Source organism: Diaphorobacter caeni, from assembly GCF_015354245.1.
In the GTDB taxonomy this organism is placed as follows: Bacteria; Pseudomonadota; Gammaproteobacteria; order Burkholderiales; family Burkholderiaceae_C; genus Diaphorobacter_A; species Diaphorobacter_A caeni.
Map to the genome: position 1 here is coordinate 187,352 of NZ_JADKYZ010000010.1, position 17,272 is coordinate 204,623.

Here is a 17,272-nt window from a genome sequence, read left to right on the forward strand (position 1 = left end):
GGGAGGAGTTGCAATGGAGCTTAGACATTTGCGCTGCTTTCTTGCAGTGGCCGAAGAACTCCACTTTGGACGCGCAGCGCAGAAGCTGCATATGGATTCCTCTCCTCTTTCACGAGCCATCAAGGAACTGGAAGAGGAGTTGGGAGTGCAACTCTTCACTCGCACCTCGCGCAGCATCAAACTGAGTCATGCCGGCAAAGCGTTCCTGGAACGGGTGCCGCGTATCTTTGCCGCGCTGGATCAGGCACGAGATGGTGTCAAATCTGCCACCAATGGCTTTCATGGCCAGTTGCGCATCGCTTTGTCCGACTGCATTACCCCATCGCGCCTGTCCACCTTGCTGGCGCAATGCCGCGAGGAAGATCCCGAAATCGAAATCCGGCTGTTCGAGGTGCCGTTGAATCAGCAAATCCAGGGGCTGCATGAGGATCTGTACGACGTGGGATTTTCCATGGTGGATGCGGCGGGCGACGGCGTCGTGGCGACTACCGCCTGGCAAGACGAATTGATGGTGGCCCTGTCCTCGCGCCACCCGTTGCTGGAGCACAGGTACATTCCGCTGGATAAGGTACTGGAGCAGCAGTTGGTACTGGGTGATCCCGCCGCTTGCATGGGATATGCCCAGCAAGTGGATCGCTTCCTGCAAAAGCGCGAGGAGGAACTTCGGATTCGCCAGCGTGTGGCTTCGTTCGACGTGATGATGGTTTTGGTGTCTGCAGGGCTTGCGGTGGGTTTTGCGGGCGCTGCCCATCTTGCACTCAATCGTGAGCCTGGAGTCAAGGCCCGGCAATTGGCTGGAGACTCCCCTATGTTGACGACTTATTTGCTGCGTCGGGATATTGAGCCTTCCTCCGTGTTGGCGCGATTCATCGAACGGGTCGTAACCATCGATTCTGGCAGTGACGGCAATGTCGCTGATAGCTCATAAATTCACGCCTGGAAAGGATACCCAACATGAAGATCCTGATGCCCCTTATCGCCGTTGCCTTGACGGCCTGCGGCCCGTCCAAGTCTGTAGATACCGTGGATTCGCTGGTTGCGAACCCGGAGCGCATCCAGGAAATCCGTCGCCTGTGCACGGAGGATCGTGCCAAGGTCAATGACGAAATTTGCGTTGCTGCTGCGCAGGCGGCCAAGCGGCGCTTTTACGGCGAACGGCCGGAGCAAAAAGCCCAATAGTCCGACGTAAGCGCTGCGCGGTCGCATTCCAGCGACATATTGCGCACTGTTACCTCGCTACGCCGCAGCGCCTCATGGCCTGCGGCATTTTTATTGTCTTTTCCCTGGCAGGAAACATTGCTTTTTCAGCAATGAATGCCGCGGTTTTGGCCGTTGACCCCTTCTCCCGAAGGCCCTGATCCTGATGCCTGTGGCACGTTGTTGTGCCGTGATCGGGGAGATCGGGATGCAAGGGACGAACGTGCTGTTCGGTCAGATCGCCGTTGTATTCGGCATCGTGATCGTTGGCGTATGGAGCGCCACGCAATGGACGGCAGCGGCCCTGGGCTACCAGCTACGCCTGGGCTCTCCGTGGTTCGATTTTCTCGGCACGCCGGTCTACCACCCCTGGCGGCTGTTCGAGTGGTGGTTCTTTTTCGACGCCTATGCGCCGCGCGTGTTCGACATCGGCGGCGCGATTGCCGGCGGCAGTGGCCTGGTGGCCGTGGTGGTCGCCATCGGCATGTCGATCTGGCGCTCGCGCCAGTCCAAGCTGGTGACGACCTACGGCACGGCGCGCTGGGCGAACACGGAGGATGTGCGCAAGGCCCACCTTGACCAGCCCGCAGGCGTGTTCCTGGGCCTGCATCGCCAGCAGTACCTGCGGCACGAAGGGCCGGAACACGTCCTGGCCTTTGCGCCCACGCGCAGCGGTAAAGGCGTTGGCCTGGTGGTGCCAACGCTGCTGTCCTGGCCCGCATCGGCCGTCATCCACGACATCAAGGGCGAGAACTGGAGCATCACCGCAGGCTGGCGCTCGCGCTTCTCGCATTGCCTGCTATTCAACCCCACCGATGCGAAGTCGGCGGCGTACAACCCGCTGCTGGAAGTGCGCAAGGGCGACCATGAAGTGCGCGACGTGCAGAACATCGCGGACATTCTGGTTGACCCCGAAGGCGCGCTGGAGAAGCGCAATCACTGGGAGAAGACCAGCCATGCACTGCTGGTCGGGGCCATCCTACACGTGCTCTACGCCGGAGAGGACAAGACGCTGCGGGGCGTGGCGAACTTCCTCAGTGACCCAGCCTGTCCCTTCGAGCTGACCTTGCACCGGATGATGACCACGCCGCACCTGGTGAACGGGGATGGTGGAGGCCCGCATCCGGTGGTGGCATCGGCGGCACGCGAGGTCTTGAACAAGAGCGACAACGAACGCTCCGGCGTGTTGAGCACCGCCATGTCGTTCCTCGGCCTGTACCGCGACCCCACGGTGGCCGAAGTCACTTCGCGTTGTGATTGGCGCATCGCCGACCTGATCGCATCCGAGCATCCAGTGTCGCTGTACCTGGTGGTGCCGCCTTCGGACATTTCGCGCACGAAGCCGCTCATCCGCCTGATCCTCAACCAGATCGGCCGGCGCCTGACCGAATCACTGGACGGTAGCGACGGCATCGAGCGCCGCCACAAGCTGCTGCTGATGCTCGATGAGTTTCCGGCCCTGGGCCGGCTCGACTTCTTCGAGACGGCCTTGGCCTTCATGGCGGGCTATGGCATCCGCAGCTTCCTCATCGCGCAGTCGCTCAACCAGATCGACAAGGCGTATGGGCAGAACCACTCCATCCTCGACAATTGCCACGTCCGGGTGACATTCGCCACCAACGACGAACGCACCGCCAAGCGCATCTCCGAGACGCTGGGTACGGCCACAGAGCTGCGCGCGCAGCGCAACTACGCGGGCCATCGGCTCGCGCCGTGGCTGGGCCACCTGATGGTGTCGCGCCAGGAGACGGCCCGCCCGCTACTGACGCCGGGCGAGGTGATGCAGCTTCCGCCTGACGAGGCGGTGGTCATGGTGTCCAGCGTCGCGCCGATCAAGGCCAAGAAGCTGCGCTACTACGCGGACGCCAATTTCAAGCGTCGCGTGCTGGCGCCGCCTGCGCTCGCCGCTGGCAGCTATGCCGATGCGCCGCCATCGCGCCCGGACGACTGGAGCGTGCTGGCGATTCCGCCGACGCCCGCCGCACCGGCCACGGCATCCGCCGATGGCCTGGAGCACCTGGGCACCGCCGACGACGGCGGCCCGCGCCGTCAGCCCGAACTCTCCGAAACCGTCGCCTATGACCCCGAGCGGGCTGCACCCGCAGCCGACCTCGCGCTGCTCGATGACGACGACGACCTGCCGCTTCCCCTTCCTCGCCAGCTTGATCCGGCCCTGCAGCGCACGGCCCGGCTGGCATCCCTTGATCCTGATGACGGAATCGACCTATGACCCAGCACCGCTTGAACCTCTTCATCCAGCCAGAGCACGCCAAGCGGCTCGATGAAGTAGCCGCCTTGAAGGGCGTTTCCAAGTCATCCATCGTCGCGACGGCGCTGGCATCGTGGCTGTCGCCCGATGCCGCCGACCAGCGCGAGGCGGCCATCGCCAAGCGGCTGGATCGCTTGTCGCGCCAGGCCGAGCGCATGGAGCGTGACCAGAACATCTCCATCGAAACGCTGGCGCTGTTCATCCGCTACTACCTCACGGTCAGCACGCCCGTGCCCGAAGCACATCAGGACGCCGCCCGCGCCCAGGGCAAGGCGCGCTTTGAGCAATTCGTGGAACAGCTTGGCCGCCATCTGCTGCGCGGGCGCAGCCTGGTACGCGACGTGGTGGAGGAGCTTCACCCTGATCCGGTGCGAATGGAGGACATGGCCGCCACAGAGGCCGCGGCCGAAGCACAGGAGCGCGCCCTATGAACACCGCACCTCCATCCTCTTTCACGGCCACGTCGCTGGATCGCCGTATCCAGATGCTGCGCACGGCGATGGGGCCGTTGATCGCCGCCGCGCTCGAAGACCCGGACGTGGTGGAGATCATGCTCAACCCGGATCGCACCCTCTGGGTGGATCGGCTTTCATCGGGCCGCGCACCGATGGGCATGGAGCTGTCCGAAGCGGATGGCGAGCGCATCATCCGGCTCGTCGCGGCTCACGTCGGCGCGGAGGTGCATCGTGGCCAGCCGCTGCTGTCAGCCGAACTGCCCGAGACAGGCGAGCGCTTCGAGGGCATCCTGCCGCCCGCGGCTCCCGGCCCGGCCTTCGCGCTACGCAAACGCGCCATCGGCGTGATTCCGCTGGAGCGGTACGTCGTGGACGGAATGATGACCGTTGCCCAGGCGGCGTTTCTGGTGCGCGCCGTGCGCGATCGCCAGAACATCCTGATCGCTGGCGCCACCAGCAGCGGCAAGACCACGCTCGCCAATGCGCTGTTGGCCGAGATCGCCGCCACGGGGGACCGAGTGCTGGTGCTCGAAGACACGGTGGAGCTGCAGTGTGCAGCCCAGGACCATGTGCCGCTGCGCACGCGCGCAGGCGTGGTGTCCATGACCGATCTGGTTCGCTCCTCGATGCGTCTGCGCCCGGATCGAGTCGTCGTGGGCGAAGTGCGCGGCCCCGAGGCGCTGGATCTCATCAAGGTATGGGGCACAGGCCATCCGGGCGGCATCGCCACGATCCACGCGGGTTCCGTGCTGGGCGCGCTGCTGCGCCTGGAGCAACTGATTCTCGAAGTGGCGGTGAACCCGCCGCGTGCGCTGATCGCTGAGGCGGTCAATGTGGTGGTCCATATCGCCGGCCGCGGGCGCAAGCGCCGCATCGAGAGCATTTCCCGCGTCGTCGGCTTCGACGGCGCGGGCTACCGATTGGCGGATTGCGGGGCGGACGCGCAGGACACGCCGTTTCCCGAGTTACCGCCATTTCCCGAGGCCGCACCCGCTGCGGCGACTTCCCCATCCCTCGACCTTTCTGGAGAACTTCCATGACGACACACGCCCATGCTTTCCGTGTTTCCGTAAATCCGCATTTCAACCTGTCCAGTCTTGCGTGGCTGCACAGCCTGGCCCGCCCCGCGGCGCACGGGCTGCTGCTGTCCGCGCTGCTGCTGTTCCTGGCCGGAACCGCGCAGGCCGCCGGTTCCTCGATGCCGTGGGAAGGCCCGCTGCAATCCATCCTGGAGTCGATTCAGGGGCCGGTAGCCCGCATCATTGCGGTGATCATCATCATTGCCACGGGCCTGGCACTGGCCTTTGGCGATACGAGCGGGGGCTTTCGCAAGCTGATTCAGATCGTCTTTGGCCTGTCCATCGCGTTCGCGGCCTCGTCGTTCTTTCTGTCGTTCTTCAGCTTCTCGGGCGGGGCCGTTGTATGAACGGCCCGCACGATGGAATGCCCGGCTTCGAGGTGCCCTTGCACCGTTCGCTGACCGAGCCGATTCTGCTGGGCGGTGCGCCGCGCACGGTGGCGATTGCCAACGGCACCTTGGCCGCCGCCGTGGGCCTGGGCCTGCAACTGTGGATTCCGGGCGTGGTGCTCTGGATCGGCGGCCATGCGCTCGCCGTGTGGGGCGCGCGCGTCGATCCGCAGTTCATGCAGGTCTTTGCGCGCCACATCAAGCACCGGCCGCTGCTGGACGTGTAGGGGGATGCCATGCTGAACCTTGCCGAATACCGCCAGCGGCCCGCGCTGCTGGCCGACTGGCTGCCCTGGGCCGGACTCGTTGCGCCGGGTGTCGTCTTGAACAAGGATGGCTCTTTCCAGCGCACGGCGCGCTTTAGGGGGCCTGACCTCGACAGCGCCACGCAAGGCGAGCTGATCGCCACGGCGGCGCGCTTGAACAACGCGCTGCGCCGCCTGGGCTCGGGCTGGGCCTTGTTCATCGAGGCCGAGCGCCGGGCCGCTGCCGACTACCCGCGCTCCCAATTCCCTGAGCCACTGTCGTGGCTGGTGGACGAGGAACGCCGCGCATCCTTCGAGGACTCGGGCCACCACTTCGAGAGCGGCTATCACTTGTCCATCGTGTACCTGCCGCCCGAGGAATCCCGCGCCCGTGCGGCCGGGATGCTCTACGAGAACCGGCCCACCGAAGGCGCGGACTGGCGCGAGCGCCTGACCGCCTTCGTGGCGGAGACGGATCGGATGTTTGACCTGCTGGACGGTGTGATGCCGGAGATCGTGTGGCTCGATGACGCGCAGACGCTAACCTACCTGCACGCGACCATCTCGACGCGGCGTTACGGCGTGGCGGTGCCCGAGGTGCCGTTCCACATCGACGCGCTGCTGACGGACTCCGCGCTGATCGGCGGACTGGCCCCGATGCTGGGCGACCAGCACCTGCGAGTGGCGACGGTGAGGGGCTTCCCGACCTCGACCTGGCCGGGGATGCTGGACGACCTCAACCGTCTGGGCTTTGCCTACCGCTGGAGCACGCGCTTTTTGTGCATGGACAAGGCCGAGGCGGAGAAAGAGCTGGTACGCCTGCGCCGCCAGTGGTTCGCCAAGCGCAAGAACGTCATCGCCTTGCTGCGCGAAACCATCTTCCAGCAGGAAACCCCGCTGGTCGATACCGACGCGAGCAACAAGGCAACGGACGCCGATGCGGCCTTGCAGGAGCTGGGCAGCGATCAGGTGGCTTTCGGCTACGTCACCACCACGGTGACGGTGCTCGACGCCAACCCGGCCACAGCCGACGAGAAGCTGCGCATGGTGGAGCGGGTGATTCAGGGCCGGGGTTTCGTGACGATCCCTGAAACCTTGAATTCGGTCGATGCCTGGCTCTCATCCATTCCGGGCCATGCCTATGCCAATGTGCGCCAGCCTATCGTCTCGACACTGAACCTGGCGCACCTGATGCCGGTGTCGGCGGTATGGGCCGGGCCGGAGAAGAACGGCCACCTGGGCGGCCCGCCGCTGATCGTCACGCGCACCGATGGCGCGACGCCGTTCCGGCTGGTGACGCATATCGGCGACGTGGGCCACACGCTGGTGGCAGGGCCGACCGGCATGGGCAAGTCGGTCTTGCTCGCCACGCTGGCGATGCAGTTCCGCCGCTATCGCGGCTCGCGCATCTTCGCCTTCGACATGGGCCGCTCAATGCGCGCCACCATCCTCGGGCTGGGCGGCGAGCACTACGACCTGGGCACGGATGGAGAAATCGCCTTCCAGCCCTTGGCGCGTATCGACCGCGAGGGCTACCGCACCTGGGCGGCCGAGTGGATCGCGGGCCGCCTGTTGCACGAGGGCGTGGCCGTCGGCCCGGACGAGAAGGCGGCCGTGTGGTCTGCGCTGGGGAGCCTGGCCGGTTCGCCCGTGGAGCAGCGCACCTTGACCGGCCTGTCGGTGCTGTTGCAGTCGAATGCACTGCGCCAGGCGCTCGCGCCCTATGTGCTGGGTGGTGCCCACGGCAAGCTGCTGGACGCCGACCACGACCGGCTCGGCATGGCCGACGTGCAATGCTTCGAGATGGAGGAGTTGATGCACAGCAAGGCCGCCGTCATGGCCGTGCTGCATTACCTCTTTGCGCGCTTCGATGAACGCTTTGACGGGGCACCGACGCTGCTGATCCTCGATGAAGCGTGGCTGTTCCTCGATGACCCGGTGTTTGCGGCGCGCATCCGCCAGTGGCTCAAGACGCTGCGCAAGAAGAACGTCAGCGTCATCTTCGCCACGCAGAGCCTTGCGGACATCAAGGATTCGAGCATAGCGCCGGCCATCATCGAAAGCTGCGCGAGCCGCATCTTCCTGCCGAACCCGCAGGCGACCGAGCCGCAGATTCGCACGATCTACGAGGGCTTCGGGCTGAATGCGCGGCAGATCGAGATCGTCGCCACGGCGGTGCCGAAGCGCGACTACTACTACCAATCGCGTCTCGGCAACCGCCTGTTCGACCTCGACCTGGGGCCGGCGACCCTGGCATTTGCGGGCGCTTCCTCGCCACAGGACCAGCGCGACATGGACGCCGTTCTGGCTTCGCTGCCTTCGTCCTCATCCTCCCCACTGTCCTCTCCCTTCGCAGCCGCCTGGCTGCGCCATCGCGGCCTGGATTGGGCCGCCGACTTGTTGTCCTCGTTTCCTTCCCCGCCACCACAGGAGATCTCGCCATGAAACCCCGCATCCTTTCCACCGCCATCGCTGTCGCGCTGTCCGGCTCGCTGATGTTCGCCCAGCCTGCGGCGGCCCTCATCGTGTTCGATCCGTCGAACTTCGTGCAGAACATGCTGACCGCCATCCAGACGCTGCAGCAGCTCTACAACCAGATCAAGCAGTTGCAGAACGAGGCCAAGATGCTGGAGAACCAGGCCAGGAATCTGGCCAGCCTGCCGTCCAGCGTGGTCGGCCAGTTGCGTGCCAATCTGGCGATGACCCAGCGGCTGATCGACCAGGCCAAGGGTCTGGCCTATGACGTGGCCAGGATGGATAAGGACTTTGCCCGCCTGTACCCGGAGCAGTATGCGGCCACCATCAGCGGCGACCAGATGTACCGCGACACGCAGGAGCGCTGGAAGAACACGCTCAATGGCCTGCAGACCGCGATGCAGATGCAGGCCCAGGCATCGAAGAACCTGACCGATGACGAAGGCGTGCTGGCCGACTTGGTGGGCAAGAGCCAGTCAGCCGTGGGGGCGCTGCAGGCCATGCAGGCGACCAACCAGCTTCTGGCGCTTCAGGCCAAGCAGTCGATCCAAACCCAGCGGCTGCAGCTCACGCAGGACCGGGCGGCCTCGCTGGAGCTCGCGCGGCAAGCGGCGACCACCGAACGCGCCCGCGAAGTGCGACGGCGCTTTCTCGGAGAGGGCACGCCGTACACGCCACATCCGGTTAATTTCTACAACCGCTGACGAGGCCGCTCATGAACGACGTGACGGTCATCGACCGCTTCCTCGACACGTTCTCGCGCTACATCGACTCCGGGTTTGGGCTGCTGCAGGGCGAGGTGGCGTTTCTGACCGCCACGCTGATCGTCATCGACATGACGATCGCCGGGCTGTTCTGGGCGATGGGCCATGCCAGCGGCCAGGGCGAGGATGTGATTGCCAAGCTGCTGCGCAAGGTGCTGTATGTGGGTGCCTTCGCCTACATCATCGGCAACTTCAACAGCTTGGCGGGCATCCTGTTCAAGTCCTTTGCAGGGCTGGGTCTGACGGCCTCGGGTTCTTCCTTGAGTATGGAGAACTTCCTGCAGCCGGGACGGCTGGCGAAGACGGGCATTGATGCGGCGGCACCGATCCTCAAGCAGATCAGCGAGATGGCGGGGTTCCCGGAGGTGTTCAGCAATATCGACACCATCGTGGTGCTGTTTCTCGCCTGGTTCATCGTCATCCTGACGTTCTTCGTGCTGGCGGTGCAGCTCTTTGTGACGCTGATTGAGTTCAAGCTGACCACGCTGGCGGGCTTCGTGCTGGTGCCTTTTGCCCTCTGGAACAAGACCGCGTTCCTGGCCGAGAAGGTGCTGGGCAATGTGATCTCGTCGGGCATCAAGGTGCTGGTGCTGGCTGTCATCGTGGGGATCGGCACCGGGCTGTTTACCGAGTTTCGGATACCGGCGGGCTCCGAGCCTTCCATCGACCGTGCGCTGGTCATCATGCTGGCGTCGCTGGCCATGCTGGCCTTGGGCATCTTCGGGCCGGGCATTGCGACGGGGCTGGTGTCCGGCGGGCCGCAGCTTGGGGCCGGAGCGATGGCGGGTGCCGCGCTGGGCGCGGCGGGGGCTGGCGTAGCCATGGGTGCTGCAGCCATGGGCGCAGGCAGCGCCGTGGCCGCTGGCGCGCGCATGGCCCCTGGTGCCGCCCGTATGGCGGGCAGCGCGGCGCGCTCAATGGCATCGACCGCCGGCAGCGCGAAGTCGGCATTCGATGCGGGCTCTGCCGCGGCTGGCGGCGGCTTGCAGGGCGCAGCCACCGGTGTGGGCAATGTCGCCAAGGCCGCCGGGCAGAAGGTGGCCCAGGGCGCGCGCTCGATGCGCGAACGCGCGGCCGCCGCCTTCGGCACGGGTGCACCCGCGACCGGCGCCGAACCCGGCGATGAACACGCATCCAAGGCCGCCCCGCAGGAGCAGCCCGCGTGGGCGCAGCGCCTGCATCGCAGGCAGCAGCTCGCCCATGCCGCTACGACCGCCGCCCACACGCTGCGCGGCGGGGACGGCGGTAGCTCCAGCCAAGGTCCGAGTCTGCGCGACTCGGATTCCTGATCTTCAAGGAGAACTTCCATGCGATTCAAACGACCGCAGGTGCGCTATGGCGACACGCCGCAGCCAGCGACCCCCTACCAATCCGCCGCGCAAGTGTGGGATGACCGCATCGGCTCGGCCCGCGTGCAGGCCAAAAACTGGCGTTTCATGGCCTTCGGCTGCCTCACCTTGGCCGTGCTCATGGCCGGCGGCCTGGTCTGGCGTTCGGCGCAGTCCATCGTGACGCCCTACGTCATCGAAGTGGACAGCGCGGGCCAGGTGCGCGCGGTGGGCGAAGCCGCCACGCCGTACCAGCCCAGCGATGCCCAGGTGGCCTACCACCTGGGCCGCTTCATCGGCCTGGTGCGCGGCCTGTCCATCGACCCCATCGTGGTGCGGCAGAACTGGCTTGATGCCTACGACTACGCGACCGACAAGGGCGCTGCCGTGCTCAACGATTACGCCCGCACCAATGACCCATTCGCTCGCATCGGCAAGGAGTCGGTGACGGTGCAGATCACTTCCGTGACCCGCGCCAGCGACACGTCTTTCAACGTGCGCTGGACGGAGACGCGCTACGTGAACGGCGCGCTCGACCGCACCGAGCGCTGGAACGCGGTGGTGTCCATCGTGCAGCAGACCCCGCGCACCGAGCAGCGCGTGCGCAAGAACCCATTGGGTATCTACGTCAACGGACTGGCGTGGAGCCGTGAACTGGAGTCGAACGAAGGAGCAAAACCATGAATGATCTTTTCCGTAAATCCGCCTTGCCGGTGATTCTGTTGACTCTGGCGGGCTGCGCCTCGCAGGGCAAGCCGCCGCCATCCATCTTGCTCGATGATCCGATGCAGGCCCAGCCCTTGCCTGAGGTGCCCAAGCCGGTGGAGGTCGTCACGGTGCCCGAGCCGCTGGCACTGCCCGGGCAGATGAAGCCGCAGACTGGCGGCGATGCCAAGACCACGCCGGAATCGCCCGATGAGAGGGTGCGCGTGACCCGTGCGAACACGGAGGCCCGTGTCGCGCCTACGCGCGAGGGTTACGTGAACGCGATCCAGGTCTGGCCGTTCACCGATGGAGCGCTGTACCAGGTCTATGCGGCTGTGGGCCGCGTGACCGTGGTGGCGCTCCAGCCTGGCGAGGAGCTGGTGACGGTGGCCGCTGGCGACACGGTGCGCTGGATCGTAGGGGACACCTCCAGCGGCTCCGGCGCCGACGTGCGCGTGCATGTGATGGTCAAGCCCATTCGCTCGGGCCTGAAGACCAATCTGGTGATTACGACGAATAGGCGCACCTACCTGCTGGAGCTAGCCTCGACCGAAAAGACCTGGATGGCGTCGGTCTCCTGGGAGTACCCCAAGGACAGGATGCTGGCCCTGCAGCGACAGGCGCAGGCGGCCAGTACCGCCGCGCCGGTCGATGCCGGCCTGTCGCTGGAGAAGATCCGTTTTCGCTATGCAATCAGAGGCAGCAATCCCTCGTGGAAGCCGGAACGCGCGTTTGACGACGGGCAGAAGGTCTATGTGCAGTTTCCGGCGGGCATCGCGCAAGGTGAACTGCCGCCGCTGTTCGTGATCGGCGCGCAGGGCGACGGCCAACTCGTCAACTACCGTTTCCGCTCGCCGTACCTGATCGTGGATCGGCTGTTCGGCGCAGCCGAGCTGCGCCTGGGTGGCGGGAATGGGAAGGGTGGGGGCGACGTGGTACGCATCGAGCGCACCGATGGCAAGCGGAGGGACTGAACATGCAGGAAGACCATTCTCCCGACCTTGCCGTGCCTTCGGCGGCCAAGGTGGCGCCCGAGGCGGTAGCGCTGCGCGCCCAGCCTCGCGCAGTCGCGCGGCTGAATCGGCGCACGTTGGCCATCCTCACCGGCGGCCTGTCGGTCGCCGTGCTCGGGGCCACCATCTGGGCCTTGCAGCCGCATCGGCGCGGTGGCGGTTTGACGGAGCTGTACAACGTTGATCGCGTGTCCAAGTCTGAAGGGCTGGACGGGTTGCCTTCGGACTACTCCAAGCTGCCGAAGGTGCCAGAGCTGGGGCCGCCGCTGCCGGGCGACCTTGGCCCGGCCATCGTGGCCGCGCAGCAGCCCACCTACACGCCTCCGGGGCATGATCCCAACGATGCCTTGCGCAAAGAGGCCGAAGCGGCGGCGGCTTCGTCGGTGTTCTTCCGTTCGGGCCAGCAGGGCAAGGCCGGGGGCGCTGCGCCCGTCCAAGTCGCTGGGGCTGGCCCGTCATCCGCCATGGCGGGCTTCGACCCGATGGCGGCCGGGCCGGCCTCAACGGCGGCCCAACCGACCGACCCCGCCGTGGCGCAGAACGGGCAGGGTCAGAAAGAGGCGTTCCTGAAAGGCGGTTCTACGGAAACCCGCAATTCCGGCAGCCTCCAGATGCCCGCATCGCCGTACCAGGTCATGGCCGGAACGGTGATCGCGGCGGCGCTGGTGACGGGCATCAAATCCGACCTGCCGGGCGATGTGATCGCCACGGTGACGGAGCCGGTCTATGACACGGCCACCGGGCGCTTCCTGCTGATCCCGCAGGGCTCGCGCATCCTGGGCAAGTACAACAGCCAGGTGAGCTTCGGGCAGAGCCGCGTACAGATGGTGTGGAACCGCATCATCCTGCCGGATACGTCTTCGCTCACGCTCGACAACCTGGTGGGCACCGACCCGTCGGGCTATGCCGGGCTGGAGGATGAGGTGGACAGGCATTGGGGCCGCATCGTCGCCGGTGCGGCGCTGACCACGCTGCTGGGCGTGGGCGCCGAACTGGCCGCGCCGGAGAACCGGCAGAACGGCAACCGCATCATCATCGCCGGGCGTGACAGCGCGCAGGACAGCATCAACCACGTGGGCCAAGAGCTGACCCGGCGCAATATGAACGTCCAGCCGACGCTGACGGCGCGGCCGGGGTTGCCGGTGCGGATTGTGGTCAAAACGGATTTGGTCTTGCGTCCCTACCAGCCGCTCTTCATCCACCGCGGGGGAGTATGAAATGAGCACAGCCAGAAAACTCCGCCTGGGGCCGCTGCCGTCCCAGGCGAGCACGAAATTGACCTTCACCTGCCCAACCAGCCTGCGTGCAGACCTCGACAGATACGCCATGCTCCATGCGCAGACCTATGGCGAGGCGGTCGATGCGGCGGCGCTGATTCCGTACATGCTCGAAGCCTTCATGGCCGGGGACAGGGGATTCAAGCGGGGCGACAAGCCCAAGGCTTCCGCCCCGAAGCCAGGATGACGGCGATGGGCTCGCCCGTCGCTTGCCACCCAAGAACCGAGAACGCGCAGCCTGGCTGCGCGTTCCTCGTTCTAACGGCCGCTACAAACAAAAAACCCGCCGATGCTGGCGGGTTCATGAGTGGAGTAGGGCGCTCAGATCGAGCCGTCCGGCACTTCGATGATCTCGGGGTACTGCCGTCCCTTGTGCGGTGTGCGTGCAGCGGCTTTCATTTGCTGCCACATTTCCCGGGTGACGACAGGGATACGCTTGTGGGGAAACGTAAAGACGCGACCACCCTCTGCAGTGGTTTTCTGCGGGGCTTCGGTGGATTTACGGGTTGCAAGGTTCTTCATGGAAGTCTCCCTTCAGAGAGCTTTCTATTGACATAGGGTAGCAGGTTTCGCCAAGACGTGCTATTGGCGGTCAAATCGAAAGTCATCAGGCGTTGGCTACCGTACTTGTCCCACCAGGCAGCATCGGTTGCCAGTATGTCTTGCACGCTCTGACAGTGGGCCAGATGAGGCGCTTGGGCAACTTCGTCTGGCCACAGCGGTGCATCGAAGCCCAGTTTGGGCCAGACCTTGTAGCCGATGTACCTCTGGTCAAATCCGTTCCCGCCTGCGGCTACCAGAGTCACGTGGGAGAGGCCGGCCAAATGAGCCGTGATCGCGCACAGCGCGAAGGCTACCGTGCCTAGCGAGGGCGGGGTGTTCCGCTCGCTGAGGACGTAGCGATCGACATGCAGGCCGTCGATGAATAGATCGGTACTGCCATCCGGGTCGGCGTACAGGCCCAGGCGGTTCTTTGCGGGGTGCTGGATCAGGTGGGGGTTGGCGATCGTGAAATACAGGCCCGGCGGCGCCTCATCCGGGCCGAAGGCGTGCTCGACCTGCTGGTGAACGCGGCTGCCATCGAACACCGAGAACAGATGTGCGAACTCTGTGATCGAGAAACGACCCATCGGCAGGTCATAGGAGTCTGTGGGGCTCAGTTCGGTGCCATCGAGGCGAATGCCCGTGCCGGTGAGGTACGCGCGTGCGACCGGGCTGTCGCACAGCCGTTGGTGCAGATCGACCAGATGGGTCAGGTAGAAATCAGAGGGTGAGTGCGGCACTTGGTTTGCTCTTTGTAATGCAGCGCAACGATGACACACGCCAGCCGTGGGTGGAACCTGCTGTAGCGCAGGTGGGCGTAGGTGCAACGGGCATTTCAGCGTGCTTGGAAAAGTCCTGGCGAGTGCCGTAAAAGTACGCCGCCATACGCTGGAATATGCAGCAGTTTCCGGGCCATTTTGCTGGTGTAATTTTGGTGTAATTCCATCGCCAAACCATGCCAATCCACGCCCATGGTGCGCTCCAGCGTATTGCGGCGCATGCTTCTTAAGTGATTGTCGATAAAGGGGAAAATGAAAAATGCGCCTTTCGGCGCATCTTTATTTCTTCACAATCGGCGTGTGCGCCGAGAAATCAGATTCCGCGGGGGCCTGTTTTTGTTCTGACTTTTCGTTCATTGCTGTCGATTTCACTGGCTGTTCGTATTCTGGGAACCGGGTATTGTCCGCGAACTCCGGGGTGGGGAATCCTGATGTGGTTTTCCGCAAGCCCACCGGGAGCGGCGCGGCGGCGCGGGCTTACGCTACAGTCGGCGGGCCTCACCTACCTTGACTGTGTCTTCAGCCGTGTCCAGCTCCGCCGATCATCGAAACAATTTCAATCTGCTGCGTCTGCTGGCGGCAGTGGCCGTTCTTTTCAGCCACGGGGCCTATCTCTACCATCTGCAGATGCCGATTCCCTTCATGGGGCACAGCCTTGGTTCGGCGGCCGTGTGTGTCTTCTTCGTCATCAGTGGATACCTGATCGCCCAGAGCTGGGAGCGCAGTGCCGGATGGTCTGACTTCGTCATCAGGCGGGTGGCGCGCATCTATCCGGGGCTGATCTGCGCGACGGTGTTTTCCATTGCGGTGATCGGCGCGCTGATGACGACCTGGCCGCAGGCGGCGTACTGGAGCAGTCCCGTCACGTGGGCCAATTTCGTGAACAACGCGGCGGGGCTGGCGACGGTGCAGGTCCTGCCGGGGGTCTTCGAGAACAATCCCTTTGCGCGCGCGGTGAATGGCTCGCTGTGGACGATCCGCTACGAGCTCGCGATGTATCTGCTGCTCGCGCTGGTCTCGCTGACGCTCATCCGTTGGTGGCGCTGGGCCTACCTTGCCATGGCGTTGTCGCTGGCCGCCATCTGGCTGCTGGCAACGGCATTCGATTGGCCGGACGCTCCGGCCGCGGCGCCGCAATGGTTCAAGGAGCTTTGGTCGCTCAGGCAGATCACGTCATTGGGTGTTTATTTCTTCGTCGGTAGTGCGTGGGCGAAGGCAGGGTGGGGCGTGCGCTGGTGGCATGGACTGGTGGGCGTCGCGGCCCTGACGGCGGCACGATGCTCCTCGGAGTTCATGTGGGTGCAGATGGGCGTCTGGGTGGGACTGAGCTGTCTGACCATGTATCTGGCGTTCGCCGGCGCCGCATGGATACGAGGACAGCCCAGGGCGGATCTTTCCTACGGCACCTACATCTACGCGTTTCCGATCCAGCAGGCGGTGACCGAGGTGTCTTTGGCGCACGGATGGTCGCTGGCAGTCTGCGTGGGACTCTCCTTGGTGTTGACGCTCGGACTCGCGACGCTTTCATGGTTCTTGGTGGAGAAGCCCGCGTTGGAGTGGACGAGACGATGGCTGTCGCGACGCAAGCCCGCTCTGCCGCCTCTGGCGGCCCGCTAGTGCAAGGCCTGTCTTCATTCACGGCGACGTGGCTTCCATGGAGTCACGCACCAGCGCCATCAGCGTCAGAAGCACGGGTGAGCGGGCGGCCTCTTCCTTGGCGCAGGCCATGATCAGATCGATGGTGGGAGCAGCACCCAGCAGGGCGCGGGAGACCACGTTTTTCGGGGTGAAGGTTTCAGCGTAGGCAGGAAGCAGCGCGTAGCCAAAGCCTCCGGCCACGAGGTTCATGCTCATCAGGATGTTGGAAGACGCCTGTATCTCCCCCGCCTGAACGCCATGGTCCTGCAGATAGGCCTCGGTGAGCTCGCTGAGCGCGCCGCTGAACGAGGCGTCGGTGCCGATCTGGGGCAGCAGATGCAGGCGCTTGGGAGCGATTCGTGCCGATCTGGCAAGGGCGTGGCGGTTCTGCATGAACACGCGCAGGGGATCGCTGAGGATGACCTCGCTGAAGATCTTGTTGGCGTTGAGCGGCGGGCGGGTGAAGGCGATGTCGATCTCGCCACTGTTCAGCGCCGCAAGCTGCTCGGGTGGGGTGAGGCTCTTGAGTACCACCTGAACGCGTGGGAACTGCAGGCGCAGGGCAGGGAGCACCGCAGGGAAGATTTGCACCTCGGCGGACGGAACGAAGCCGATGCTCAGGCTTTCCCTTGCCTTTTCTGCCGCGGATCGTGTGCGGGCCACCGCGTATTCGACCTGACGGAGCACCTGACGAGCCTCCTCCAGAAACACGACGCCCACGGCTGTCAATTCGACCTTTCTCGGGCTGCGTGTGAGCAGCGTGAGACCCAGAGCATCTTCCAGATTGCGGATCTGCTCGCTCAGCGAGGGCTGGGACGTGTGCAGCCGTTCCGCCGCGCGGGTAAAGCTGAGCTCCTCGGCCACAGCCACGAAGCAGCGCAAGCGGCGGAAGTTCATCAGTGTGTCTTTGGGACGAAGAACGTCCTGAGTGCACCCGATCCGGGCAAGTCGAAGATTTTGTGCATCGCAATATCCGATCTGCCAAGAGCCAGAAGGTCAGCGATTCTTCCGTTGAAATCGGCGCCGTGTCTTGATGTTGCTCCATGAAGTGGCAAGGCATGTATCGGACTTTCCGATCATGAAAGAGGAAGAAAGTATTTCACCCATCCAGAGTGC

At 64.6% G+C, this 17,272-nt stretch carries 18 protein-coding genes; 15 read left to right on the forward strand and 3 right to left on the reverse strand.

The annotated features are described in order from the left end of the window. Nucleotides 1-13 precede the first annotated feature (13 nt). The 14 genes from ISG32_RS23125 (at nucleotide 14) to ISG32_RS23190 (ending at nucleotide 13,383) form a co-directional block, all read left to right on the forward strand. Complete coding sequence (locus ISG32_RS23125; RefSeq protein WP_194773386.1) at nucleotides 14-928, forward strand: LysR family transcriptional regulator; 915 nt, start codon at nucleotides 14-16, stop codon at nucleotides 926-928. Nucleotides 929-954: 26 nt separating this feature from the next. Continuing rightward, nucleotides 955-1,179 carry an EexN family lipoprotein gene (locus ISG32_RS23130; protein ID WP_194773387.1) on the forward strand — a complete coding sequence of 75 codons (225 nt, stop codon included), beginning with the start codon at nucleotides 955-957 and terminating at the stop codon, nucleotides 1,177-1,179. 226 nt (nucleotides 1,180-1,405) lie between these two features. Then, complete coding sequence (locus tag ISG32_RS23135) at nucleotides 1,406-3,427, forward strand: conjugal transfer protein TraG (RefSeq protein ID WP_194773388.1); 2,022 nt, start codon at nucleotides 1,406-1,408, stop codon at nucleotides 3,425-3,427. After that, nucleotides 3,424-3,897, forward strand: coding sequence for a CopG family transcriptional regulator (locus ISG32_RS23140; protein ID WP_194773389.1), 474 nt, complete (start codon nucleotides 3,424-3,426; stop codon nucleotides 3,895-3,897). The genes ISG32_RS23135 and ISG32_RS23140 overlap by 4 nt, the downstream gene beginning before the upstream one ends. Further along, a complete protein-coding gene (trbB, locus tag ISG32_RS23145) occupies nucleotides 3,894-4,961 on the forward strand; it encodes a P-type conjugative transfer ATPase TrbB (RefSeq protein ID WP_194773390.1) in 1,068 nt (355 codons plus the stop codon). Before ISG32_RS23140 ends, trbB begins: the two co-directional genes overlap by 4 nt. Further along, nucleotides 4,958-5,347 carry a TrbC/VirB2 family protein gene (locus tag ISG32_RS23150; RefSeq protein ID WP_194773391.1) on the forward strand — a complete coding sequence of 130 codons (390 nt, stop codon included), beginning with the start codon at nucleotides 4,958-4,960 and terminating at the stop codon, nucleotides 5,345-5,347. The genes trbB and ISG32_RS23150 overlap by 4 nt, the downstream gene beginning before the upstream one ends. Beyond that, nucleotides 5,344-5,616: a VirB3 family type IV secretion system protein gene (locus ISG32_RS23155; protein ID WP_059401277.1), complete on the forward strand. Its 273-nt coding sequence runs from the start codon at nucleotides 5,344-5,346 to the stop codon at nucleotides 5,614-5,616. Before ISG32_RS23150 ends, ISG32_RS23155 begins: the two co-directional genes overlap by 4 nt. A gap of 9 nt (nucleotides 5,617-5,625) precedes the next feature. Continuing rightward, a complete protein-coding gene (trbE, locus tag ISG32_RS23160) occupies nucleotides 5,626-8,079 on the forward strand; it encodes a conjugal transfer protein TrbE (RefSeq protein WP_194773392.1) in 2,454 nt (817 codons plus the stop codon). Continuing rightward, nucleotides 8,076-8,813 (forward strand): P-type conjugative transfer protein TrbJ, encoded by a 738-nt coding sequence (gene trbJ / locus ISG32_RS23165; protein WP_194773393.1) that lies wholly within the window; start codon nucleotides 8,076-8,078, stop codon nucleotides 8,811-8,813. The genes trbE and trbJ overlap by 4 nt, the downstream gene beginning before the upstream one ends. A gap of 11 nt (nucleotides 8,814-8,824) precedes the next feature. Then, the gene (gene trbL, locus ISG32_RS23170) at nucleotides 8,825-10,162 is read left to right on the forward strand and encodes a P-type conjugative transfer protein TrbL (protein WP_194773394.1); all 1,338 of its coding nucleotides are present in this window, start codon (nucleotides 8,825-8,827) and stop codon (nucleotides 10,160-10,162) included. Between the two features lie 18 nt (nucleotides 10,163-10,180). Continuing rightward, the gene (trbF, locus tag ISG32_RS23175) at nucleotides 10,181-10,885 is read left to right on the forward strand and encodes a conjugal transfer protein TrbF (RefSeq protein WP_194773395.1); all 705 of its coding nucleotides are present in this window, start codon (nucleotides 10,181-10,183) and stop codon (nucleotides 10,883-10,885) included. After that, nucleotides 10,882-11,880 (forward strand): P-type conjugative transfer protein TrbG, encoded by a 999-nt coding sequence (trbG, locus tag ISG32_RS23180; protein ID WP_194773396.1) that lies wholly within the window; start codon nucleotides 10,882-10,884, stop codon nucleotides 11,878-11,880. The genes trbF and trbG overlap by 4 nt, the downstream gene beginning before the upstream one ends. A 2-nt stretch (nucleotides 11,881-11,882) precedes the next feature. Further along, nucleotides 11,883-13,136: a TrbI/VirB10 family protein gene (locus tag ISG32_RS23185; protein WP_194773397.1), complete on the forward strand. Its 1,254-nt coding sequence runs from the start codon at nucleotides 11,883-11,885 to the stop codon at nucleotides 13,134-13,136. A gap of 1 nt (nucleotide 13,137) precedes the next feature. Further along, complete coding sequence (locus ISG32_RS23190; protein ID WP_194773398.1) at nucleotides 13,138-13,383, forward strand: DUF2274 domain-containing protein; 246 nt, start codon at nucleotides 13,138-13,140, stop codon at nucleotides 13,381-13,383. Between the two features lie 134 nt (nucleotides 13,384-13,517). Here the strand turns inward: ISG32_RS23190 and ISG32_RS23195 are convergent, their stop codons facing one another. Both ISG32_RS23195 and ISG32_RS23200 read right to left on the reverse strand, forming a co-directional pair. Further along, nucleotides 13,518-13,718 carry a hypothetical protein gene (locus ISG32_RS23195; protein ID WP_194773399.1) on the reverse strand — a complete coding sequence of 67 codons (201 nt, stop codon included), beginning with the start codon at nucleotides 13,716-13,718 and terminating at the stop codon, nucleotides 13,518-13,520. After that, the gene (locus tag ISG32_RS23200) at nucleotides 13,715-14,479 is read right to left on the reverse strand and encodes a hypothetical protein (RefSeq protein WP_194773400.1); all 765 of its coding nucleotides are present in this window, start codon (nucleotides 14,477-14,479) and stop codon (nucleotides 13,715-13,717) included. The genes ISG32_RS23195 and ISG32_RS23200 overlap by 4 nt, the downstream gene beginning before the upstream one ends. 564 nt (nucleotides 14,480-15,043) lie before the next feature. Between ISG32_RS23200 and ISG32_RS23205 the strand changes: the two genes are divergently transcribed. Continuing rightward, the gene (locus tag ISG32_RS23205; protein WP_194773401.1) at nucleotides 15,044-16,135 is read left to right on the forward strand and encodes an acyltransferase family protein; all 1,092 of its coding nucleotides are present in this window, start codon (nucleotides 15,044-15,046) and stop codon (nucleotides 16,133-16,135) included. A gap of 18 nt (nucleotides 16,136-16,153) precedes the next feature. Here the strand turns inward: ISG32_RS23205 and ISG32_RS23210 are convergent, their stop codons facing one another. Continuing rightward, a complete protein-coding gene (locus ISG32_RS23210) occupies nucleotides 16,154-17,053 on the reverse strand; it encodes a LysR substrate-binding domain-containing protein (RefSeq protein WP_194773402.1) in 900 nt (299 codons plus the stop codon). Nucleotides 17,054-17,272: the final 219 nt, after the last annotated feature.

Excerpts from the sequence above, each read along its gene's own strand:
- ISG32_RS23185 (WP_194773397.1), top strand. The coding sequence starts at position 11,883 with ATGCAGGAAGACCATTCTCCCGACCTTGCCGTGCCTTCGGCGGCCAAG.
- ISG32_RS23130 (WP_194773387.1), top strand. The coding sequence starts at position 955 with ATGAAGATCCTGATGCCCCTTATCGCCGTTGCCTTGACGGCCTGCGGC.
- ISG32_RS23195 (WP_194773399.1), bottom strand. The coding sequence starts at position 13,718 with ATGAAGAACCTTGCAACCCGTAAATCCACCGAAGCCCCGCAGAAAACC.
- ISG32_RS23190 (WP_194773398.1), top strand. The coding sequence starts at position 13,138 with ATGAGCACAGCCAGAAAACTCCGCCTGGGGCCGCTGCCGTCCCAGGCG.
- ISG32_RS23135 (WP_194773388.1), top strand. The coding sequence starts at position 1,406 with ATGCAAGGGACGAACGTGCTGTTCGGTCAGATCGCCGTTGTATTCGGC.
- ISG32_RS23210 (WP_194773402.1), bottom strand. The coding sequence starts at position 17,053 with ATGAACTTCCGCCGCTTGCGCTGCTTCGTGGCTGTGGCCGAGGAGCTC.
- ISG32_RS23150 (WP_194773391.1), top strand. The coding sequence starts at position 4,958 with ATGACGACACACGCCCATGCTTTCCGTGTTTCCGTAAATCCGCATTTC.
- ISG32_RS23125 (WP_194773386.1), top strand. The coding sequence starts at position 14 with ATGGAGCTTAGACATTTGCGCTGCTTTCTTGCAGTGGCCGAAGAACTC.
- trbL (WP_194773394.1), top strand. The coding sequence starts at position 8,825 with ATGAACGACGTGACGGTCATCGACCGCTTCCTCGACACGTTCTCGCGC.
- trbJ (WP_194773393.1), top strand. The coding sequence starts at position 8,076 with ATGAAACCCCGCATCCTTTCCACCGCCATCGCTGTCGCGCTGTCCGGC.
- trbF (WP_194773395.1), top strand. The coding sequence starts at position 10,181 with ATGCGATTCAAACGACCGCAGGTGCGCTATGGCGACACGCCGCAGCCA.
- trbB (WP_194773390.1), top strand. The coding sequence starts at position 3,894 with ATGAACACCGCACCTCCATCCTCTTTCACGGCCACGTCGCTGGATCGC.
- ISG32_RS23155 (WP_059401277.1), top strand. The coding sequence starts at position 5,344 with ATGAACGGCCCGCACGATGGAATGCCCGGCTTCGAGGTGCCCTTGCAC.
- ISG32_RS23140 (WP_194773389.1), top strand. The coding sequence starts at position 3,424 with ATGACCCAGCACCGCTTGAACCTCTTCATCCAGCCAGAGCACGCCAAG.
- trbE (WP_194773392.1), top strand. The coding sequence starts at position 5,626 with ATGCTGAACCTTGCCGAATACCGCCAGCGGCCCGCGCTGCTGGCCGAC.
- trbG (WP_194773396.1), top strand. The coding sequence starts at position 10,882 with ATGAATGATCTTTTCCGTAAATCCGCCTTGCCGGTGATTCTGTTGACT.